This window comes from Actinomycetota bacterium (genome assembly GCA_019347575.1).
GTDB lineage: Bacteria > Actinomycetota > Nitriliruptoria > Nitriliruptorales > Nitriliruptoraceae > JAHWKY01.
The window spans coordinates 19,402-39,952 of record JAHWKY010000021.1 but is presented as its reverse complement, the minus strand read 5'-3'; the positions used below and the strand labels follow the sequence as shown (position 1 = coordinate 39,952).

Annotated in this window: 21 protein-coding genes; 15 read left to right on the top strand and 6 right to left on the bottom strand. The window is 69.7% G+C overall.

The annotated features are described in order from the left end of the window. Positions 1 to 7: 7 nt before the first annotated feature. The gene (locus tag KY469_14505) at positions 8 to 1,171 is read right to left on the bottom strand and encodes an acyl-CoA/acyl-ACP dehydrogenase (protein ID MBW3664309.1); all 1,164 of its coding nucleotides are present in this window, start codon (positions 1,169 to 1,171) and stop codon (positions 8 to 10) included. A gap of 101 nt (positions 1,172 to 1,272) precedes the next feature. Then, on the bottom strand, positions 1,273 to 2,415 hold the full coding sequence (locus KY469_14500) for an acyl-CoA dehydrogenase family protein (protein ID MBW3664308.1): 1,143 nt from the start codon (positions 2,413 to 2,415) through the stop codon (positions 1,273 to 1,275). Positions 2,416 to 2,539: 124 nt separating this feature from the next. Between KY469_14500 and KY469_14495 the strand changes: the two genes are divergently transcribed. The 7 genes from KY469_14495 to KY469_14465 all read left to right on the top strand — a co-directional run bounded on the left by KY469_14495 (position 2,540) and on the right by KY469_14465 (position 8,871). Beyond that, the gene (locus tag KY469_14495) at positions 2,540 to 2,941 is read left to right on the top strand and encodes a nuclear transport factor 2 family protein (GenBank protein ID MBW3664307.1); all 402 of its coding nucleotides are present in this window, start codon (positions 2,540 to 2,542) and stop codon (positions 2,939 to 2,941) included. A gap of 12 nt (positions 2,942 to 2,953) precedes the next feature. Continuing rightward, a complete protein-coding gene (locus tag KY469_14490; protein ID MBW3664306.1) occupies positions 2,954 to 4,006 on the top strand; it encodes an LLM class flavin-dependent oxidoreductase in 1,053 nt (350 codons plus the stop codon). Between the two features lie 151 nt (positions 4,007 to 4,157). Continuing rightward, positions 4,158 to 5,378, top strand: coding sequence for an ABC transporter substrate-binding protein (locus KY469_14485; GenBank protein MBW3664305.1), 1,221 nt, complete (start codon positions 4,158 to 4,160; stop codon positions 5,376 to 5,378). A gap of 96 nt (positions 5,379 to 5,474) precedes the next feature. After that, entirely contained in the window at positions 5,475 to 6,347 is an 873-nt protein-coding gene (locus tag KY469_14480; GenBank protein ID MBW3664304.1) for a branched-chain amino acid ABC transporter permease, read from the top strand. Between the two features lie 44 nt (positions 6,348 to 6,391). Next, positions 6,392 to 7,426, top strand: coding sequence for a branched-chain amino acid ABC transporter permease (locus tag KY469_14475; protein MBW3664303.1), 1,035 nt, complete (start codon positions 6,392 to 6,394; stop codon positions 7,424 to 7,426). A 2-nt stretch (positions 7,427 to 7,428) separates the two neighbouring features. Further along, positions 7,429 to 8,169 (top strand): ABC transporter ATP-binding protein, encoded by a 741-nt coding sequence (locus KY469_14470; GenBank protein ID MBW3664302.1) that lies wholly within the window; start codon positions 7,429 to 7,431, stop codon positions 8,167 to 8,169. A gap of 3 nt (positions 8,170 to 8,172) precedes the next feature. Beyond that, positions 8,173 to 8,871 (top strand): ABC transporter ATP-binding protein, encoded by a 699-nt coding sequence (locus tag KY469_14465; GenBank protein MBW3664301.1) that lies wholly within the window; start codon positions 8,173 to 8,175, stop codon positions 8,869 to 8,871. 2 nt (positions 8,872 to 8,873) lie between these two features. Here KY469_14465 and KY469_14460 read toward each other — a convergent pair whose 3' ends face one another. The 4 genes from KY469_14460 to KY469_14445 all read right to left on the bottom strand — a co-directional run bounded on the left by KY469_14460 (position 8,874) and on the right by KY469_14445 (position 12,071). Next, a complete protein-coding gene (locus KY469_14460) occupies positions 8,874 to 9,590 on the bottom strand; it encodes a carboxymuconolactone decarboxylase family protein (protein MBW3664300.1) in 717 nt (238 codons plus the stop codon). Continuing rightward, positions 9,587 to 10,369: an N-acyl homoserine lactonase family protein gene (locus KY469_14455; GenBank protein ID MBW3664299.1), complete on the bottom strand. Its 783-nt coding sequence runs from the start codon at positions 10,367 to 10,369 to the stop codon at positions 9,587 to 9,589. The genes KY469_14460 and KY469_14455 overlap by 4 nt, the downstream gene beginning before the upstream one ends. A gap of 77 nt (positions 10,370 to 10,446) precedes the next feature. Next, positions 10,447 to 11,574 (bottom strand): iron-containing alcohol dehydrogenase, encoded by a 1,128-nt coding sequence (locus KY469_14450; protein MBW3664298.1) that lies wholly within the window; start codon positions 11,572 to 11,574, stop codon positions 10,447 to 10,449. Continuing rightward, on the bottom strand, positions 11,571 to 12,071 hold the full coding sequence (locus KY469_14445) for a nuclear transport factor 2 family protein (protein MBW3664297.1): 501 nt from the start codon (positions 12,069 to 12,071) through the stop codon (positions 11,571 to 11,573). The genes KY469_14450 and KY469_14445 overlap by 4 nt, the downstream gene beginning before the upstream one ends. A gap of 95 nt (positions 12,072 to 12,166) precedes the next feature. On the opposite strand from KY469_14445, the gene KY469_14440 reads away from it, so the two are divergent. The 8 genes from KY469_14440 (at position 12,167) to KY469_14405 (ending at position 20,539) form a co-directional block, all read left to right on the top strand. Further along, positions 12,167 to 13,693, top strand: coding sequence for an AMP-binding protein (locus tag KY469_14440; protein MBW3664296.1), 1,527 nt, complete (start codon positions 12,167 to 12,169; stop codon positions 13,691 to 13,693). Next, positions 13,690 to 14,937, top strand: a complete 1,248-nt coding sequence (locus KY469_14435) for an MmgE/PrpD family protein (protein MBW3664295.1) — start codon at positions 13,690 to 13,692, stop codon at positions 14,935 to 14,937. The genes KY469_14440 and KY469_14435 overlap by 4 nt, the downstream gene beginning before the upstream one ends. Then, positions 14,934 to 15,749 carry an IclR family transcriptional regulator gene (locus KY469_14430; GenBank protein MBW3664294.1) on the top strand — a complete coding sequence of 272 codons (816 nt, stop codon included), beginning with the start codon at positions 14,934 to 14,936 and terminating at the stop codon, positions 15,747 to 15,749. Before KY469_14435 ends, KY469_14430 begins: the two co-directional genes overlap by 4 nt. Further along, positions 15,746 to 17,350, top strand: coding sequence for a methylmalonyl-CoA mutase (locus tag KY469_14425; protein ID MBW3664293.1), 1,605 nt, complete (start codon positions 15,746 to 15,748; stop codon positions 17,348 to 17,350). The genes KY469_14430 and KY469_14425 overlap by 4 nt, the downstream gene beginning before the upstream one ends. An 83-nt stretch (positions 17,351 to 17,433) precedes the next feature. Further along, positions 17,434 to 17,814: a cobalamin B12-binding domain-containing protein gene (locus tag KY469_14420; protein MBW3664292.1), complete on the top strand. Its 381-nt coding sequence runs from the start codon at positions 17,434 to 17,436 to the stop codon at positions 17,812 to 17,814. After that, positions 17,807 to 18,982, top strand: coding sequence for a thiolase family protein (locus tag KY469_14415; protein MBW3664291.1), 1,176 nt, complete (start codon positions 17,807 to 17,809; stop codon positions 18,980 to 18,982). Before KY469_14420 ends, KY469_14415 begins: the two co-directional genes overlap by 8 nt. Further along, positions 18,979 to 19,374 carry a hypothetical protein gene (locus KY469_14410; GenBank protein MBW3664290.1) on the top strand — a complete coding sequence of 132 codons (396 nt, stop codon included), beginning with the start codon at positions 18,979 to 18,981 and terminating at the stop codon, positions 19,372 to 19,374. The genes KY469_14415 and KY469_14410 overlap by 4 nt, the downstream gene beginning before the upstream one ends. 4 nt (positions 19,375 to 19,378) lie before the next feature. Next, positions 19,379 to 20,539: an acyl-CoA dehydrogenase family protein gene (locus KY469_14405; GenBank protein ID MBW3664289.1), complete on the top strand. Its 1,161-nt coding sequence runs from the start codon at positions 19,379 to 19,381 to the stop codon at positions 20,537 to 20,539. Positions 20,540 to 20,551: the final 12 nt, after the last annotated feature.

The window sequence follows — 20,551 nt, the reverse complement described above, 5'->3', positions numbered from 1 at the left end:
GCGACCCTCAGTACGACTTGGGCAGTCCCAGCGCGGACGCCAGGTAGTTGCGCGACATCTCGTTGCTGATGGGTCCGATGCGCAGGTGGCGCGTGTCGCGCCAGTACCGCTGCATGTCGTACTCCATCGAGTAGCCGTAGCCGCCGAGGATCTGGATCCCGTCGTCCGCGACGGCGGACACCGTCTCGGACGCGACCAGGGTCGCCATCGTCGACTCGGGCCCACACGGCAGCCCTTGCGACTGCATCCAGGCGGCGCGGTAGGTGAGCAGCCGTGCTTGCTCGATCCGCACCTGCATGTCGACGATGTAGTTGGCGATGCTCTGGAACTGGCCGATGGGGCGGCCGAAGGCCTCGCGCTCCTTGGCGTACGCCAGTGCGTCCTCGAACGCTGCCTGGGCGATGCCCAGGCACATGGCCGCGGTGAGGATGCGCTCGTTGTTCAGCGTGTGGGTCAGTACGCCCCAGCCGTTGCCAGGTTCGCCGAGCACGTTCTCCTCCGGGACGAACACGTCGTCGTAGAAGATGGTGAACGAGTCGATGGTGCGCAGTCCCAGCGTGCGGATGGGCTCCATGGAGATGCCGGGGTCGTCGCCTGGCACCAGCATCGCCGAGATGCCCTTGTGCTTCTTGCCGTCCTCGGGGGGCCCTGTGCGCAGGCAGAGCAGGATGTAGTCCGCCACGTCCGCGCCGGTCGTGAACACCTTCTGGCCGTTGACGACCCAGCCGCCTTCCGTGGGCTCGGCGTGGGTGCGCATCGCGCCGAGCACGTCCGTGCCGCCGCCAGGCTCGGTCACCGAGATGGCGAACTTCGTGGAGCCGTCGCAGATGGCGGGTACGAGCTTGCTCTTCTGCTCCTCGGTCCCGTACGCACCCACCGATTGCGCCCCGAAGCAGCTCGTGGTGAACCACGCGATGACGCTGCCCTGCATCGCCCGCGCCAGCTCCTCGCAGACGATCGTCTGCATGATGATGTCCCCGCCCGAGCCCCCGTACTCCTCCGGCGCCGCGATGGCCATGAACCCTGCCTCGGCCATCTTCTGGTACAGCTCCTCGGGGAACTCCGCCGCGTCGTCGAGCTGCCGGATGTACTCACGGGGACAGTGGCGCTCGCCGAACTCGCGAGCCCAGCTGCGCACGCTCTCGAGCTCTTCGCTCATCTGGAAGTCCACCGGTCCCTCCTCCCGGGCCGGCCGCGGCCCTCGACGACGTCGCTCTAACTATGCGAATGGTTACCCTAGAATAGGGGAGGCGTCAAACCTCCGACCTGCGATCACAGGCCGAGGTCCCGGCCGATGATCTCCTTCATCACCTCGTTCGTCCCCGCCCAGATCCGCGCGACGCGACCATCGACCCACGCTCGCGCCGCGCGGTACTCCCACATGAAGCCGTACCCGCCGTGGAGCTGGAGGCAGACGTCGAGGATCCGGCCCTGGACGTCGGCAGCCCACCACTTCGCCTTGGCCGCGTCGACGGGGGAGAGGCCGCCATCGGTGTGCGACGTGATGCACCGGTCCAGGAAAGCCTGCGTCACGTCGGCCAGCGTCTGCAGCTCGGCGAGCTGGAACTTGTTGTGCTGCAGGCTCCCGATCGGCTGACCGAAGGCGTGCCGCTGCTTGGCGTGGTCGAGGGTCTCCGCGAAGATCGCTCGCGCGTGGCTGAGGCTCGCGATGGCGGTACCGAGGCGCTCCTGCGCCAGCCGCTCCATCAGGTGCACGAAGCCACGATCGACCTGGCCGAGGACCGCGTCGTCGGTCACGGTGACGGCGGTGAGGAAGAGCTCGGATGTATCGGCCTCGTGCTGGCCGATCTTGCGCAGGGGGTGGGCCTGGTCGAACCCAGGTGTGCCGGCCTCGATCGCGAACAGCGTGATCCCGCGTGACCCCTTGGTCGCGTCGGTACGCGCGGCGACGATGACGAGATCGGCGATCGAACCGTTGGTGATGAACGTCTTCGAGCCGTTGATCACCCAGCCGTCATCCGTGCGTTCGGCACGCGTCTCGAGAGCGGCCAGATCGCTGCCGCCGGCCGGCTCGGTCATCGCGATGGCGGTGATGAGCTCGCCGGTGCAGAAACGCGGCAGCCAGCGCTGCTTCTGCTCATCGGTCGCGAGCTCGAGCAGGTACGGGGCGACGACGTCGTACTGGATCTGGAACTGCGATGCCAGCGCCGCCGAGACCGCCGCGAGCTCCTCGGTCAGGATCGCGTTGAAGCGGTAGTCATCCACACCACCGCCCCCGAACGTCTGAGGTACCTGGGGTCCGAGGAACCCTTGGGCCCCAGCCTCGAGCCAGACCTCGCGGGGCACGCCCGTCCGGGTGAACTCGTCGTACCTCGGCACGACGCTGCGCGTGAGGAAGGTCCGCACCGCGTCCCGGAACGCGTCGTGCTCCTCCTCGAAGATGTCCCGCTTCAAGGCTCCTCCGAACGTCATCGACCGGACCTCTTGCAATCCAGAATAACCATTATTATGGTTAGTGGGAGTGGCCCGCACGGCCCCGTGCGGCCCCTGGGAGCGCAGACACGGGAGACAGCCAGGGATGAGCAACGTCGAGAAGGCCAAGCAGTACCTGCTCGGGATGAACGAGCTGGACGTCGATCTGGCCCTCTCCGGGTTCTCGGAGACGGCCAGCTACATGGGTCTGAGCAAGCAGGACGACGGCAAGCTCGTCCGCCACACCTACGAGCCCAAGAGCGCTATCCACGAGTACATCTCGAACTGGGTCGGCGGCGCGAGCGACGAGCTCCACTACGAGTTCCGCGCGGTCATGGAGGACGGCGACACCGTCATGATCGAGTGGGAGGACGTCGCCCAGGGCAAGGGCAACGACTACACCAACCAGGGCGTGCTGGTCTACGAGTTCGAGGACGGGCAGATCGAGCGGGTCCGGATGTACTGCGACTGGGGACCGCTGATGGACTGGCACTTCCTCGAGGGCTGAGAGGGCGGCACCGTGCGCTTGGGCGTCTACGTCAACACCCAGGATCCGCCCGGAGCGGCGAACCTCGACCGCGTGTACAACGAGGTCCTCGAGATCGCGGAGGCGGCGGAGGCTGCCGGCTTCGATGCCTGCTTCCTCCCCGAGCACCACCAGCAACCGGACGGGTACCTCCCCGCTCCGCTGGTGATGGCCGGGGCGGTCCTCGCGCGCACCACCCGGATCGACGTGCACACGGGGATCCTGGTCCTGCCGCTGTGGGACCCCATGCGTGTCGCGGAGGACGTTGCCACCCTGGATGTGCTCTCCGGCGGGCGGATGCACCTCGGCGTCGCTCTGGGTCTCGTCCAGGCCGAGTTCGACCAGTTCGGCGTGCGCATCGAGGACGCCGTGGGCCGGTTCGAGGAGTCCGTCGAGATCCTCAAGCGGGCGTGGTCCGACGAGCCCGTGTCGTTCGACGGCGAGCACTTCGCGTACGACGGCATCGACGTGCAGCCCAAGCCGCGTGGTGACCGCCCCCGCATCTGGATCGGCGGGATGTCGGGGCGCGCCGTCGATCGTGCGGCGCGCATCGGAGACGGGTGGATCACCGACCCGTTGCACAACAAGCGGACGATGCAGGTGTGGGCGGACCGCTACCGCAGCGCGGCCGCGGCCGCCGGTACGACGCCCCGCATCTGGCTCCAGCGCGATCTGTGGGTGACCGAGGACCCCAGCGAGATCGGCGAGCACTGGGCGCCCCACCTCGTCGCCGACTGGCGCTTCTACCACGGCCTGGGCTTCTTCAACTCGGGGCGGTTCAACCCGCGGTACGAGACGTGGCTCGAGGAGATCCAGTCGCCCGAGGACATCACCTTCGACCGGCTACGCGACGACCGCGTCGTCGTCGGCACGCCCGAGCAGGTGGCGGCTGAACTGGCCGACTACGCGCGACTCATCGAGCCCGAAGGCATCTGCTTCCGCCTGCGCTTCCCTCACGGCCCCGATCACGCCCGCACCGTGGGTGCGGTCGAGTTGTTCGGGCGTGAGGTGATCCCGGCGTTGGCCGGCTCGGCGGCACGGACGTGAGCGCTGCCGCGCACGTGGACGGTCTCGGGGGAACCCCAGGTGAGATCCCCTCTCCTGGTCCATCATGCGATATAGTCGTACCACCTGATGAAAGGGCAAGCTGATGGTTGGAGTGCGTCGTGGCCGTGGCCGGCCGGCTAGCTGGCTGGTGATGGGTGTGGTTGGCGTCCTCGCGCTGAGCGCGTGTGGGGGCGACGATGACGGCACCGATGGTGGTGATCAGCCCACCGACGGGACGGCCGCGCCCACCGACACGCAGCCACCCGACGATGGTGGCGAGGCGACCGTCGCGATCGGCGCGAACGTCGCCAACACAGGCGGGGCGTCGTTCCTCGGTTCCGAGTGGGCGAAGGCCATCGAGCTCGCCGTCGATCAGGTGAACGAGACCGGCTTCGAGGTCGACGGCACCACCTACACGTTCGAGCTCGACCTGCAGGACAACCAATCCGACCCGGAGCAGGCCATCAGCATCAACCAGCGGTTCGTGCGCGATGGCTACCAGTACATCCTCGGGCCCGGACTGTCCACGGCGTTCACGCCGGCCTGGGAGTCCGTGGCCGACCAGGAGATCCTGGTGCTCACGCCGGCGACCTCGGCCGGTGCCGTGCTCGAAGCCGCCGAGGGCCAGCCACCGCTGCTGTTCCACAACCACATCCAGGAGGCCGGTGAGGACGGCCGTATCATCCGGATGACCAACATCCTGGGTGAGGAGTACGACATCGCGTCGGCCGCGATCCTCGTCCCGCAGGATCCGCCGGGCGAGATCCACAGCGAGGTCTTCACGACCGGCTTCGAAGAGAACGGCGTCGAGGTCGTCTACTCGGAGTTCTTCGACCCCGAGCAGCGCGACTTCTCGTCCTTCATCGCGGCGATGCAGCAGGCGGATCCCGACATCGTGGTCGTGGGCTACCTCGACCAGTGGGTCGAGCCGTTCCTCAGCCAGGCGATCGAGGCGGGCTTCACGGACCCGATCTTCGTGGGCTCGCCAGGCGCCGGCTTCAGCAGCGTCGAGGGCAAGACCGATTCGATCAGCACCTACATCTGGTCCGTCACGACCCGTGCCGTCGACAACGCCGACGACCCGCAGGTCGAACCGTACCGGGCGGCGTACGAGGCGAAGTTCGGTGAGGCGCCCGGCCCGAACGGGTTCTGGGGCCTCAGCTACTACGACCCGATCCTGATGCTCGCCGAGGCGATGAGCCAGGCCGGTACCGTCGACGATCCGAGCGCGGTCGCCGAAGCCCTCATCGGTGTCGACTCCTACGATGGCCGGGTCCTCGACCTGACCTACGACGAGAACCACCGCGCCCACTACACGCCGCAGCTCGCGGTCATGCAGGACGGCGCGGTCGAGTACCGAGACGCCGGCTAGGCGTTCGTGGTATGAGGTGGGGAGGCGGTCGCGCCCCGGACCTGACGCGGCCGTCTCCACCACGCTCGGCGGTGGAGCGGAGGTCGAGGAGCGACGATGGACGTCGGACTCACCGTCCAGGGGATCCTGAACGGGCTGATGCTCGGCTCGGTCTACGCTCTCGTGGCGCTGGGGCTGACCATCGTGTTCGGCCTGCTCGACATCGTGAACTTCGCGCACGGTCAGCTGATCGTGCTCGGGGGCTACGTCGCCTTCGCCGTCGTCGAGGTGGTCGGCTCCTTCTGGCTGGGCCTGGCGGCCAGCCTCGTGGTCGTCAGTCTGCTCGGGTCGCTGCTCGAGGTGTCGTTGTTCCGTAGGGTCAGCGAACGGCCGATCAACGGCCTGCTGATCTCGATCGGCCTCATCGCCATCATCGAGAACTTCGCCGACGCCATCTGGGGACCAAGCCCTCGCAGCCTCGAGGCGCCTGTGCAGGGCGTCCTGCGCTTCGGGGACATCTCGTTCGCCAAGAGCCGCCTCTCCGTCGTCGTGGCGACCGTGCTCATCCTCCTCGCGCTGGCGTACTTCCTCCGTCGCACCAGGACCGGCAAGGCGATGCGGGCTACGGCGCAGAACTCCGACGCCGCCTCGCTCATGGGGATCGACGTGCTGCGCATCCGCAACCTCGCGATGATCATCGGGTCGGCGCTGGCCGCGTTCGCCGGGACATCGCTCGGGGCGTTGTTCGCCGTCGAGCCCGCCCTCGGTGAGAGCCCCCTCATCAAGGGCTTCGTCGTGCTGATCATCGGCGGGGCAGGCAGTCCCGCCGGGGCCGTCATCGCCGGTGTCGGCCTCGGTATCGCCGAGTCCCTCACCACGGTCCACCTCTCCACGACCTGGTCCACGATCCTGCCGCTGCTCGCGCTCGTCGCGGTGCTGCTCGTCAAGCCCGAGGGCCTCGTCGCGGTCCGTGGTCGGCAGGCACTGTGAACGCTACGGCTGACCGCGCCCCGCTCGTCCTGTTCGGACGGGGCATGCTCTTCGCCGTCATCATCGTGCTGGCCGGCGCTCCGTTCGTGGGCGACGACCCCACCTGGGTCCACTTGGGGACGCTGGTGGGCCTGTGGTCGCTGTTCGGCATCAGCTTCAACCTCATCTGGGGCTACGCGGGCCAGTTCTCGATGGGCCAGATCGGCCTGGGAGCCGTGAGCTCCTACGTCACCGCGTTGCTGTTCCTCGAAGCCGGTTGGTCGTTCTGGCCCGGGATGCTGATGGGCGTCGCCGCCGCGGTGGTGACCAGCGCGATCCTCGGAGTGCTGACCCTGCGGCTCCAGGGCTTCTACTTCGCGATCATGACCCTCGCCTTCGTGCTCATCTTCCTGGCGTTCATCAGCAACCTCGCTGTGGCCGGCCGCACCACTGGGCTCAACGTCACCTACGACCTCGGTCGCATCGCCATCGGGGGGCTGTCATGGGACCTCGGGTCGCGTCAGGGTGGCTTCTACGCGCTGCTCGTCGTTGCGGTGCTGCTATGCCTGTTCTTCCTCAGCCGGCTCGAACGCACCCGCTTCGGTCGGGGACTCGTCGCGATCCGGGAGGATGAGCTGCTGGCGACCTCGTTGGGCATCGCGACCGCTCGCTACAAGATCCTCGCGTTCATGCTCAGCGCGGTGATCGCGGGGCTCGCCGGGGCGTTCCACGGGCACTACTTCCGCTTCGTCGCCCCGGCCCTGTACGGGTTCCACCAGCTCATCACGCTGATCGTCATGGTCGTCATCGGGGGCACGGGGCGCCGGCTGGGGCCCATCATCGGTGCGGGCCTCTACATCGGCCTGGTCGAGGGGCTGCGGTTCGGGGGTGATTTCCGCGCGGGACTGTTCGGTGTCGTGCTGATCGCGGTCGTGCTGTTCGCCCCTGACGGTGTCCTCGGCGTGACCCGGCGACTGCGGCTGCGCGTCACGGGGAGGGGGAGGCTGAGCGAGGCCAGCGCCGTGCTGCCCGACCCCGACCGGCCGGGCGGTGACCGTCCCACGTCCGACGTGCCATCCGGCTCGGCGCGGGGGGAGTGAGCATGCTCACGGGCCAGAGGCTGACACGGATCTTCGGAGGCTTGCGCGCGCTCCACGAGGTCGACTTCGAGCTCGGCGTCGAGCAGATCGTGGGGCTGATCGGACCCAACGGCGCCGGCAAGACCACCCTGTTCAACCTCGTCTCCGGCTTCGACCAGCCTACGTCCGGCGTGGTGCGGTGGCGCGGTGAGGACATCACCGGCTTGAGACCGCACCAGCGGGCCGCGCTCGGCATCGTGCGGACGTTCCAGCACTCACGGCTCTTCCCGGACGTGACCGTGCGCGAGCACGTGCACTTCGGGGCGCACATGCTCGCCAACCACTCCGTCCGCGATGCCGTCGTCCCGCGACAGCGCGGTCCGGCCCTCGAGCACGCGGAGGAGGTCGTCGAGCGCTTCGGGCTGACCGATCTGGCTGATGCGCGCGCGTCCGATCTCGCCTACGGCCTTGCCCGGCGGGTCTCACTGGCGACCGCCGTCGCGAGCGGGGCGACGTGCCTGCTGCTGGATGAGCCGGCCGCCGGCCTCAACGCCGAGGAGACGCGCCGCCTCGAGGCGGATCTGAGGCGCCTGCAGGCTGACGGGTACACGATCTGGCTGGTCGAACACGACATGGACCTCGTGATGCGCGTCTCCGATCACGTGATGGTCCTCGATGCCGGCGAGAAGATCGCCGAGGGTCCGCCGCGAGAGGTCGCCGTCGATCCGAAGGTCATCGAGGCCTACCTCGGAGGGGACGAGTAGATGCTGCTCGACGTTCGGGACATCCACGTTCGACGCGGCAACGTCGACGTGCTCCATGGCGTGTCGCTGCAGGTGGGGGAGGGCGAGATCCTGACTCTGCTCGGCGGGAACGGTGTCGGCAAGAGCACCACGCTGCGGAGCATCACCGGCCTCAACCCGCCCCATGCTGGCTCGATCCACGTGAACGATCGACGCACCGACGGGCTGCGACCCCCCGCGATCACCGCGGCTGGTGTCGCGCACGTTCCCGAGGGGCGCCAGCTCTTCCCGGACCTGTCGGTCGTCGAGAACCTCGAGATGGGGGCGTACCTGCGGGACGACGATCTGTCCGAGGATCTCGAGCACGTCTTCGAGCTGTTCCCCGACCTCGATCGGGTGCGCTCGGCTCGGGCGGGCAACCTCAGTGGAGGACAACAGCAGATGCTCGCGATCGGACGCGGGCTCATGAGCCGGCCGCGCTTGCTGCTGCTCGACGAACCCTCGCTCGGCCTCGCCCCGCTCCTCGTGAAGCGGATCGGGGACGTGATCCGCGAGATCCGTGCGACGGGAGCGAGCGTCTTCCTTGTGGAGCAGAACGCCACGCTCGCGCTAGGCGTCGCGGACCGGGGCCTCGTGATGACGGGTGGCCGCATCATCCTCGAGGGGACGCCCGACGAGCTCCGCAACGACGACCGCGTCCGGTCCGCGTACCTGGGCGGTTGACCTCAGGCCGACCGGTGCTCCTCGAGCACCGGCCCGGCGGTGCTCGCGGCCGCGAGCCACGCGACCAGCCCGCCCCCGACGATCGCCGCGCGCATGGCCTCCGCCAGCTCGGCCTCGGTGGCGCCAGCAGCGAGCGCGCCCTTCATGTGGACCTGCATGCCGACGTCGTAGCGCTCGACGGCGTTGAGGACGACCAGGAGCAGCTCCTTGTGCTTCCGCGGCAGCGCCCCGTCCCGGAGGATGTCGGAGCGGAGGCTGTAGTAAGCCTCGAGCGTCGGCGGTGAGGCGTCGGCCAGCATCTCGAGCCAGGCCGGGACCTCGCCGAAGTTCCCCGCGAAGTACTCGAGGATCGCGGCGGTGTCCATCGCCTCGGCGTCCGGCAGTGGCGTCCAGTCGCCCTCGGCGGCGGCCTCCACGATCCACGCGTTCACGTGCAGGACCCCCATCCCGCGCGAGAGCACGCCCGCCAGGAGCGCTTCGATCGCCTCCGGACGGGTCAACCCCGCTGCGAGGGCCGCCTCCCCGTGACGCCGCGCCTCGTCGTCGCGGCCTCGGTTGGCGTAGGCCAGCGCCAGCCCCAGCTGGATGACCTTGGGGGGCAGGGACGCGGTGTCCTGCGCCGAGCCTTCCAGCGCGCGCGCCATCTGCACGAGCCGATCCGGGGTCCCGTGCTCCTCCAGCCTTGTGAGGGTCTCCTCCGTGCGCCGATAGCTCGTCATGACTCCGCCCTGTTCGGTGGGTAGCTGGCCTCCTCGAGCACGACGTAGTCGTGTGACGGGAGGATGTGATCGGCGAGGAAGGCGATCCGGCCGAGCGAGTCGTAGCAGTCCTTCAGGCTCACGTGGATCCCCTCCGGGATCCAGTCGCTCAGCGTCGGTCCGCGCCACGATGACTGGAACGGCACGTTGTCCGAGGCGATGGCGTAGGTCCCCTCGTCGGTGTCGACCAGCACCGCCTGCGTACCGGGGGTGTGCCCCGGTGTGTGCAGGACGCGAACGCCGTCCATCAGGCGCAGGTCGCCGTCGATGACCCGGATGTTGTCGTACTCGGAGGCGTAGATCGGCAGCAGCCGCTTCATCACGCCCTTGTCGTAGATGCCGTAGTGCGGGGGGTACGGGGCGGCCGCGTAGCGCAGCTCACTCAGCTGGATGAGGATGGCGGCGTTGGGGTAGAGGCCGAGGTCGATGCCGGCGCAGTGGTCGAGGTGAAGGTGGGTCAGCACGACCGTCCCCACGTCGGCGGGGTCCACCCCGGCGGCCTCGATCTGGGCGCGCGGGTGCTGGTCCGAGCTCTGGATGAGCTCGCGATCGAAGCGTTCACGGACCATCTCCGGCGTCCCGGCGGAGAAGTCGACGACCACCGGGTGGTCACCACCGGTGATCAGCCACTGGACGATGTTGGCGTTCACCTTGTTGCCGAACCCCTGGAAGTACTGGTGCATGGACTGCTCCACGCCGGTGATCTGCCCGCAGTCCAGAGGGGTGATCTGGAGGCTCATCTGCTGTCCCTTCGGTCGCCTCGTGGCTGCGAATCCGTTCCGCGCAGCGGAAGTCAAGTTCCGTCTAGCAGTCTAGGTCACCACATCGACCGGAGCAGGTCCGCGATGTCCCCGGGGGTCGGGGGGCGCGGGTTGTGGAACGTGTCGTGGTCGCGGTGGACCGCCCCGGCCACGGCGTCGAGATCACCTCGGGGGACCTCGATGTCCCGCAGGCGTCGGGGGAGGCTCCAGGCGTCGGCGCGTGCGTCGAGCCACGCCGCGAGAGCGTCCGACGAGCCCGACAGCCCCAGCACGGCACAAGCCTCCTCGTGGGAGGGGGCGGCGGCCGGGGCGTTGAAGCGGACGACGGCACCGGCCACGATCGCGTGGCAGTCACCGTGGGCGGCCGCGTACCGCGCCCCGAGCACGTGCCCGATCGCGTGGGCCAGGCCGAGCCACGTCCCCGGCAGCGACGTGCCGATCAGCGCCGACATCACGACCGCGCGCTCGCGCTGCGACGGGTCATCGCTGTCGGTTGCGGTGGCGGCTGCGAGCTCGCGGAGTGCTCCGCGGAGGATCGCCGCCGTCACCGGGCTGCGGCCGCGCGACGCCAGACCCTCGACGCCATGGTCCAGGGCGTTCATCGCGCTGGCGCGGAAGATCCGTTCGGGCGTGGTGGCCAGGATCTCACGGTCGATGAGGACGGCCCTCGGCAGCAGCGAGTCGTCGGCCAGGACCCGTTTGCCGTCGGGGCCCGCGGCGAACCCGGCCGCGCCGTTCGCCTCGGACCCCGACAACGTGGTCGGCACGGTCACGTGCGCCAGCTTCGGTCCCGACAGGTCGGGGCGCTCGAGACGATCGGGAGGGAAGTAGCGCAGACAGTGGTCCTCGAGGCGACCGCCGTGGGCCAGCAGGGTCCGGACCCCCTTGGCGGCATCGTGCGACGATCCGCCGCCAGCGGACACCACGACATCGGGTCCGAAGGTTCTCAGCTCGGCGGCGAGCTGCTCGACGTGCTCCACGGGCGCGTGTGCCGGGCCACGGGCGAACGTCTCCACGACACGGTTGTGGCTGTCCTCGATACAGGCTGCGAGGTCGGTCGCCCCGGCGACCGCGGTCCCCGTGATCACCGCCACCCGGGTCCAGCCGTGGTGGGTCGCGAGGTCGGCGAAGAGCTCTCCGACCGGTCCGGTCCCGATGGCGCCGGGGAGGGTCAGCAGCGTCAACCGGCGATCGCCGCGCCAGAGGACTTGTGCGTCCAGGCGATGGCGGGGGCGCGGCTCGGGTGGCTCCATCCGTCCTCGTAGTGGCAGAGGTACTCCCAGTCGAGGTCGAGGACGCGGATGCGCCAGGTGCCGTCGTCGTCGCGGACGAGCTCGTCGTTGTAGATCCCCTGGACCCAGTACGGCTCGCCCGCGATGACCAGCGAGCCGTGCAGGTACCACGAGGCGCGGGCTGTGGACCCGTCGATCGCGATGATCCCGTTGGTGAACCGGTGGCAGGTCTGGTCACGGATGGAGGGCACGTACTCGGTGTAGAAGCGCCGGACCGCTTCGATGCCCTCGACGCGCTCGTGCTCGGGGGTGAAGTCGACCACGGGGTCGGTCGGTGCGAAGCAGCGGTCGACGAGCGCGTCGAAGCGGCGGCTGTCGAGCAGGTGGCAGTAGAGCGCTTTGCACTCGCGGATCAGCTCACGGTCCCACAGCTCCGCATGCACCGTCATCCTCCGAGCGCGTATCCGACGACGTTCCGTCCCACGGTATCACCGTTCTGTTAAGTGGTACAGTTGCGCTCCCGTACCGCTACGAGGGAGGCGCGTTGGACGTCGCGTACCTGCTGCGCCGTGGCGCGCGGGAGCACGCCGCGCGACCCGCGGTCGTGTGGGGCGACCGACACGTGACGTACGGTGCGCTCGACGAGCGCGCGCAGCGGCTCGCCAACGGACTGCGGGCGTGCGGCATCGAGCCCGGTGATGCGGTCGGGGTGCTGCTCGACAACCGCATCGAGTACCCCGAGGTCGATGTCGCGCTCGCCTACGGCGGGTTCGTCCGCGTGGCGCTCAACGCCCGGCTGGGCTCGGCCGAGTTCGCCTACTCGCTCGGTGATGTCGGGGCGCGCGCCATCGTGACCGAGGCCGCCTTCGACGAGACGGTCGCGGGTCTGGTCGACGATGTCGAGATGGCGTGGATCCGCATCGGCGATGCGGCGGACGGCGACGCTCGCGCGCTGGACTACGAGGACCTCGTCGAGCGGTCCTCGCCCCGCGTCGAGCGGGCACCGATCGACGACGGCTCGACGGCGTGGGTCTCCTACACGTCCGGGACGACCGGCCGGCCGAAGGGCGTGACGCTGAGCCACCGCGCGCTCGCGCAGGTCACCTTCAACATGATGATGGAGCTGGGGCCGATCACCTCCGGGCGCTCGATCCTGCTCCCGCAGCCGCTGTCACACGGGGCGGGCTTCTTCGTCCTCGCGTACCTGGCGACGGGCGGCCGTTGCCACGTGCTGTCGCGCTTCGACGCGGACCACGCGCTGGCGCTGGGCGCCTCCGAGGGCATCGACACGCTCAAGCTCGTGCCCAGCATGCTGGCCGACCTCGTCACTGCCGACGGGTCCTCGGCGTTCGACACCATCATCTACGGCGCCTCCCCGATCCCCGCCTCCGTCCTCGACCGGGCGCTCGACCGGTTCGGGCCGGTGCTGATGCAGATCTACGGCCAGTCCGAGGCGCCGGTCACCATCACGGTGCTGCACAAGGCCGATCACGCACGACCGGGGGAGCACCGGCGATCGGCGGGGCGGCCCTGGCGCTCCGTCCAACTCGCCGTCGTCGACGACGACGGCACCGAGGTCGCGCCCGGTGAGTTGGGCGAACTCGTCGTCGCCGGCGCACACCTCATGGACGGCTACCACGGCAAGCCGGAGCTCACCGCGGAGGTCCTGCGCGACGGCCGGCTGTGGACGCGCGACATGGCCATCATCGACCCGGAGGGTTACGTCCACCTGAGGGGTCGTCGCGACGACATGATCAACTCGGGCGGGTTCAACATCGCGCCCAAGGAGGTCGAGGACGCCGTCGCCGAGCACCCCGCGGTCGCGGAGTGCGTCGCCGTCGGTTACCCCCACCCGCGCTGGGGTGAGGCCGTGCGGGTCTACGTCGTCACCGACGGAGGAGCGGTCACCGAGGCGGAGATCATCGAGCACTCCCGACCACGCCTGGGCTTCCGTCGCCCGCGGTCGGTGGTCTTCGTCGACTCGCTCCCGCGCTCGTCGTACGGCAAGGTCGACCGCAGCCGACTCCCGGTGCCGACAGGGGCAAGCGACGGGCAGCGGGGTGACCGGTGACGCTGCGCGAGGACCTCGTGGCTGCGGGCTCGATGGCTGCGCAGGATCCTCCGTTCGACCTGCTCCGCGCGCGCCTGCTGGGCAACCTGCTGGTGGCGTGCGGTCGGCAGGACGAGAGCGCCCCGCTCAAGACCGTCGTTCCCGGCAACGGTCCGGGCGCGATCGCGTTCCGGCTGGCCGCCGACATGCACGCCCGCACTCAGGACGACTTCTACCCGCCCGGGCGATCGCACGTCGGGGCGGTCGTGATACCCGCCGTTCTCGCTGTCACCGAAGGCGACCCACTGCGGCCACTCGCCGCGGGCTACGAGGTGCTCGCGCTCGTCTCCGCCAGCTACGCGCCGATCGCGCAGCAGCGCGGCCTGCGGCCGACGGGGGTGTTCGGCGCCATCGGCGCCGCCGTGGGTGCCGGAGTGGCGCTGGGACTCACCGACGGACAACTCCACGACGCGGTGTCGATCGCGTCCGCCGCGGCGGCGGGTACCAACCAGTCGTGGTTGGACGGCAGCGACGAGTGGCTGATCGAGGTGGCGGGCGCGGCGCGGGCGGGGGTCGAGGCGGCGCTGATGGCACGGGCGGGGGTGCGGGGCGCATCGGGTGCCCTCGGAGGCGCTGCGGGCTGGGCCCGCGCGTACTTCGACGACCCCGAGGGCTCGCGTCTGTCGACCACCATCGCCGCAGCCGAACCGGCGCGCATCGCCGACGTCGCGGCCAAACCCTTCCCCGTCAGCGGCATCGCCCAGACGCCGACATGGCTCGCCGCTGAGATCGGCGCGAAGCTCGACCATCGACCGCCCCGCCGGGTCGAGGTACGCATGTCGCCGGCGGAACTCGGCTACCCAGGCAGTCGTAACCGCGGGCCCTTCCGCTCTCGCTCCGACTCACTGATGAGCGTGGCGCGCTGCGTCTCCCTGGGGTACCTGCACGGTCGCGTCCCCTACGACCACCTCGTCACGGCGCCGGAGGGTGACGAGGTCGACATCCTGGAGCGCATCGAGCTGGTCGAGGATGCGGCGCTGGACGAGCTGCAGTGCATCATGGTGGTGGACACGACCGACGGGACCGTGGAGCGTCGGGCCGACGGCCGCGAGCTGCTGTACCCGTCGTGGACGGAGGTGACGGACAGCATCGACGTGCTCAGCGCCCGTGCCGAATGCGACGCCGACCGCGGCCATAGGTTGCTGGAGCTCGTCGCGTCCGACGCCGGGGGCGCGGCCCTGCTCGACGGAACGGAGCCATCGTGACAGGACGGTCCGCGGACGACCGCCAGAACATCCCCGTTCGAGCCGTCGGGCGGGCGATCGACCTCCTCTTCGCGCTCACGGAGGGGCCCCGCAGCCTGGGGGAGATCGCGGCCGAGACCGGACTCACGAAGGCCACGACCCACCGTCTCCTCGCCAGCCTCGCCTACCGGCACCTCGTCATCCAGGAGCCGGTCGAGGGTCGCTACGTGCTCGGACCCGGTTGTCTTCGGTTCGTCGAGGCCGTCGGCAACGGGCTCGGCGGCGTCACCCTCGTCGCCCGTCCGCTGCTCGAGGCGCTACGCGACGCCACCGGCGAGACCGTGACCATCCACATGCGCGTCGGTGCTCAGCGCGTGTGCCTCGAGGAGCTGCCCAGTCCCCACACCGTCCGGTACACGGCGGGGATCGGGGCGGTGGCCCCCGTGCACGTCGGCGCCGCCGGTCACGTCCTCCTGGCCTTCATGTCGCACGCGAGCCTCGACCGGCTCTTGGCCTCGATGAGCCTCGACCCGATCACCGAGCGGACCGTCAGCGAGGAGGCGGACCTCCGAAGCCGGCTCGACGTCGTCCGAGAGCGCGGTTGGGCGGAGAGTCAGGGCGAACGCGTTCCCGGCGCGAAGGCGGTCAGCGTCCCGATCTTCGGTCCCGGCGACATCCTGGTCGCGGCGTTGAGCGTGCTCGCACCCGAGGCGCGGCTGTCCGACCGCGCGATGGACCACGCACGCAAGGAACTCCAACGGGTCGCGGAACAGATCCGGACCCGACTCGGGACCCTGGAACAAGCGGTACCCGCCCAGGAGGTGTCCTCATGACGGACGACACGACGATAACGACGACGAGCGATCTGCCGATCGCCGCCTACCACGACTCGACCACCCTCGATGAGCTGGGTGTCGACGAGGACCGCGGCTTCCCGCCTCCCGGGACCTACCCCTTCACGCGGGGGTTCCGCGAGGAGGGTTACCGGACCGGCTTCTGGGACTGGGAGATGTACGCCGGCTTCGGGTCGGCGGAGAACGCGAACGAGCGCTACCGATTTCTGCTCGAGAACGGCGCCACCGGGGGGGTCTCCGTCGCGCTCGACCTGCCGACCCAGATCGGCCTCGACTCCGATCACCCGCTCGCTCAGGATGAGGTCGGGCTGGCTGGTGTCGCCCTGGACTCGTTCAGCGACATCGAGCGGCTGTTCTCCGGCGTGGACCTGGGGCAGGCCGGCCATGTCTTCTCCACGGCGAACGCGATCGGGCCGATCATGTACGCGTGGGTGCTGCACTACTGCCACACCCACGACGTCGACCCCGCCACGTTCCGGCTCCAGATCCAGAACGACCCCATCAAGGAGTACATCGCGCGGGGGACCCAGTTCCTGCCGGTTCAGGCGGCGGTGCGCCTGGCCACCGACGTGATGGCGTACTCCCACGAGCACACGCCGACGTGGTTGCCGGTGTCGGTGTCGGGGTCGCACATGAAGCAGGCGGGTGCGAGCCCCGCTGAGGAGGCCGCGTTCACGCTCGCCAACGCGACCGCGTACATGGAGCAGCTCGAGGCGAAGGGGGTGAAGCTCGCCGACTTCAACCCGACCCTCGAGATCCACTTCTGCACCGACATGGACTTCTTCGAGGAGGTCGCCAAGTACCGCGCTGTGCGCCGTGCCTGGTCCGAGATCGGGCGTGAGCGGTTCGGCGTCCCCGACGAGCGTCTGCCGTTCCGACTGCACGCGGCGACGTCGGGTCTGCCGCTCACCGCCCAGCAGCCACTGAACAACATCGCCCGCATCACCCTTCAGGCACTCGCGCAGGTGCTCGGCGGTTGCGAGGCGACCAGGACCGCCTCCTACGACGAGGCGTTAGCGATCCCGCGGGAGGAGGCCGCGGTGGTCTCGCTCCGGATCAACCAGATCATCGCGCACGAGACGGGCATCGCGAAGACGACCGATCCGCTCGGGGGGTCCTACTACGTGGAAGCCCTGACCAAGCGCATCCATCAGGTGATCCAGGACGAGCTGGAACGCATCGGTGAACTCGGTGGCGCGCTGGCGGCCGTCGAAGCGGGGTACTTCCAGGAGCGCCTGGCGCGGCGGGCCTACGAGGACCAGCGCGCTCTGGATACCGGCGAGCGGATCGTCGTCGGCGTGAACGCATACGTGCAAGAGGAGACGGTGAGCCACCCGCGCTTCGCCGTGGATCCGGCGTGGGAAGCGGAGCAGCTCAGCCACCTGCGCGCCCACCGCGAGGGGCGCAACGAGGCCGAGTTGCGTTCGGCCCTCGCTGGCGTTCGCGACGCGTGCGCGAGTACGGACAACGTCGTTCCCTCGGTCCTCGCGGCCGTCGCGGCGGGCGCGACCATCGGCGAGATCTGCCACGCGTGGCGCGAGGTCTTCGGCGAGTTCGAGCAGCAGTGGGCGCAGGTCTGACCGTGAAGGGCGGAGGTGGAACGGACGTGAGCACAGCGGGAGCCGGGCCGGTGTCGGGGCGGGTCGGGCCGCCGCGCGTGCTGATGGCCAAGCCGGGCCTCGACGGTCACGAGCGTGGTGCCAAGGTCGTGGCGCGCGGGCTACGTGACGCCGGTATGGAGGTGATCTACACGGGGATCCGCCAGACGCCCGAGTCGATCGCCGCGGCTGCGCTCCAGGAGGATCTCGACGCCATCTGCCTCTCGATCCTGTCCGGCGCCCACCTGTCGATCTGCCGCCGGCTGGCCGACGCGATGGCCGAGATGGGCATCGAGGACATCCCCGTCGTGGTCGGCGGGATCATCCCCGAGGACGACACGGAGGAGCTCAGACGGCTCGGTGTGCGTGCGATCTTCGGTCCCGGCTCGAACCTCGATGACATCGTCGCGGCCGTCCAGGAGATCGTGGGAGGGGCTGATGCTTGACGGGATCGAGATCCGCGGCGTGGGGATGCACCCGTTCGGGCGCTTCCCCGAGAAGGGGCTGAAGGACCTCGGTCGCGTCGCCGCGATCGAGGCGATCAACGACGCCGGCCTCGGCGTCAAGGACATCGACGGCGTGTACGTCGCCAACGCGCTGGGCGGCGTGCTGACGGGTCAGGAGCAGATCCGCGGGCAGACCATCGTGCGCGACATCGGCATCGAGGGCGTCCCGATCGTCAACGTCGAGAACGCGTGCGCGGGCGGCTCGACGGCGCTGCGCGAGGCCGTCCTCGCGGTCCGCGCCGGAGCCGCCGACACCGTCCTCGCGCTCGGGGTCGAGAAGATGTTCGTGGGCGACACCACGCGGACCCTCGACGCGCTCCGCTCGGCCGCCGACCTCGACGTCGTCGCCGGACTCGGGCTGCAGTTCACCGCCATCTACGCGATGCGCCTCCGCGCCCGTCTCGACGATGGCAGCATCACCATCGACGACCTCGCCGACATCGCGGTGAAGTCCCACGCGATGGGCGCGCTGAACCCCTACGCGCAGCACCAGGCCACGGTCACGCCCGAGGAGGTACTGGCGAGCCGTCCCATCGCGGAACCGCTGACGCTGCTGATGTGCAGCTCGGTCTGTGATGGCGCCGCCGTCGTGGTCGTCCAACGCTCCGGTGCCGCCGATCCCGACGGGCGGCCACGGGTCGCGGTCCGGGCAAGTCAGCTCCGTTCCGGCCGGACCGCCTCGCCGGACGGTGATGTGGTCGTCTCCGCGGTCGAGTGCGCCACCGCCGCGTACGAGGAGAGCGGGTTCGGTCCCGACGACCTCGACGTGCTCGAGGTCCACGACGCGATGGCTCCCGGCGAGCTGTTCTACTACGAGCACCTCGGCCTGTGCGGCTACGGCGAGGCGGCCAAGCTCCTGCGGACGGGCGTGACCAAGCTCGGCGGACGCCACGTCGTCAACCCCAGTGGCGGGCTGTCATCCCGCGGTCACCCCGTCGGGGCGACCGGACTCGCACAGGTCGCCGAGATCGTGTGGCAGCTGCGAGGCGAGGCAGGCCCTCGCCAGGTTGCCGACGCGCGGGTGGGGCTCGCCCAGAACAGCGGGGGCTGGGTCGAGGGCGACTCCGCCGCCTGCAACGTGCACGTGTTCGAGCGGCTCGACGCGTGAGCCTCGAACGGGCACTCCACGCGGACGACTTCGGGGCGCGGCCCCGGATCGACCCCGAGGCCGGCGTGTTAGTGGGTGGTCGGTGCGCTGGCTGTGGCATGGCGACCTGGCCGCGTCGTGCCGTGTGTCCCCGGTGCGGGAGCGACGAGATCGACGCGTACGACCTCCCACCGGCGGGAACGCTCAAGACGTGGGCACGCGTGTGGGTGCCGGTCGAGGGGCTGCCGCCTCCGTACGACGTGGGACTGGTCGAGCTCGGCGGGGTGCAGGTGTTCGGGCACGTACGGGGGCTATCGGAGGAGGACGTCGTCCCGCTGCCGGTCACGCTCCGACTCGCCGAAGAGGGAAACGGTGGCGTGCCGTTCTGGTTCGAGCCAGCGACCGGAGGATGACGTGATCCAGTTCGCCCTCACCGAGACCCAGGAGGCGTTCCGCGCCACCGCAGCCAAGGTCGCTGTCGACGTCTATGCCCCCCTCGCGATCGAGTGGGACGCTGCTGCGACTCCGCTGCCGGACGCTGAGCGAGGCCGGCTCGCGGAACTGGGGTTCCTCGGCATCTGCCTGCCCGAGGAGCACGGCGGTAGCGGGCAGGGCCTTCTCGACGCGCTGCTCGTGATCGAGGAGCTGGCCAAGCGCAACCAGATCGCGGCGTTCACGGTCTTCGAGTCCAACACCGGACCGGCGCGCGTCATCGACCTGTTCGGCACCGACGAGCAGAAGGCGCGCCTGCTGCCGCCCATCGCTGCCGGCGAGGTGACGATGGCGGTGTCCATCTCCGAACCCGACGCCGGGTCCGCGGCCACCGACCTGCAGACCCAGGCGCGACGCGACGGCGACAGCTGGATCGTCGACGGGACGAAGCGCTGGTGTTCAGGTGCTGGGCACGCCGAGCAGTACCTGGTGTACGTACGCCTGACGGATGAGCCGGGGTCACGAGGGATCGGGGCGCTCGTCGTCGACCGCGACACCCCCGGGCTGACGTTCGGCCCCCAGGAGGTCCTGCACGGCTTCCACGGGATCCCCTCCGCCGACATGCACTTCGACGGGGCGCGCGTCCCCCTCGACAACCTCGTCGTCGGACCCGGCGGCTTCCGCGACCTGTTCACGGCGTTCTCGGTCGAACGGCTCGGCAACGCCACCATGAGCCTCGCCATCGGTCAAGCCTGCCTCGACCGCACCGCCGCGTACGTCCAGCAGCGGATGCAGTTCGGCAAGGAGCTCATCGAGTTCCAGACCGTCCAGACCGAGCTCGCCGACATGGTCCTGCAGGTCGAGGCGACGCGGCTCCTCATCTGGCGTGCCGCTGGACGCGCCGGGCGGGGCGCTCCCGATCGACTCGAGGCCTCCATCGCCAAGTGCTTCGCCAACGAGATGGCCAAGCGCGTCTCGGACAGCGCGATGCAGCTGCACGGCGGGTACGGCTACCACCCCGAGTACGAGGTCGAGCGGATGCATCGCGACGCGCACGGTTGGGCCATCGGCGGCGGCACGCCGACCATCCAGCGTCTGCGGATCGCGTCGGAGTTCCTCGGCCGCCCCTTCAGCCAACGCGGGTGACCAGTCACCCGC

What these genes read in the sequence shown, in the direction of transcription:
- KY469_14495 (MBW3664307.1), top strand. Translation starts at nt 2,540, where the DNA reads ATGAGCAACGTCGAGAAGGCCAAGCAGTACCTGCTCGGGATGAACGAG.
- KY469_14485 (MBW3664305.1), top strand. Translation starts at nt 4,158, where the DNA reads ATGGGTGTGGTTGGCGTCCTCGCGCTGAGCGCGTGTGGGGGCGACGAT.
- KY469_14480 (MBW3664304.1), top strand. Translation starts at nt 5,475, where the DNA reads ATGGACGTCGGACTCACCGTCCAGGGGATCCTGAACGGGCTGATGCTC.
- KY469_14475 (MBW3664303.1), top strand. Translation starts at nt 6,392, where the DNA reads ATGCTCTTCGCCGTCATCATCGTGCTGGCCGGCGCTCCGTTCGTGGGC.
- KY469_14470 (MBW3664302.1), top strand. Translation starts at nt 7,429, where the DNA reads ATGCTCACGGGCCAGAGGCTGACACGGATCTTCGGAGGCTTGCGCGCG.
- KY469_14460 (MBW3664300.1), bottom strand. Translation starts at nt 9,590, where the DNA reads ATGACGAGCTATCGGCGCACGGAGGAGACCCTCACAAGGCTGGAGGAG.
- KY469_14455 (MBW3664299.1), bottom strand. Translation starts at nt 10,369, where the DNA reads ATGAGCCTCCAGATCACCCCTCTGGACTGCGGGCAGATCACCGGCGTG.
- KY469_14445 (MBW3664297.1), bottom strand. Translation starts at nt 12,071, where the DNA reads ATGACGGTGCATGCGGAGCTGTGGGACCGTGAGCTGATCCGCGAGTGC.
- KY469_14425 (MBW3664293.1), top strand. Translation starts at nt 15,746, where the DNA reads ATGACGGACGACACGACGATAACGACGACGAGCGATCTGCCGATCGCC.
- KY469_14420 (MBW3664292.1), top strand. Translation starts at nt 17,434, where the DNA reads ATGGCCAAGCCGGGCCTCGACGGTCACGAGCGTGGTGCCAAGGTCGTG.
- KY469_14415 (MBW3664291.1), top strand. Translation starts at nt 17,807, where the DNA reads ATGCTTGACGGGATCGAGATCCGCGGCGTGGGGATGCACCCGTTCGGG.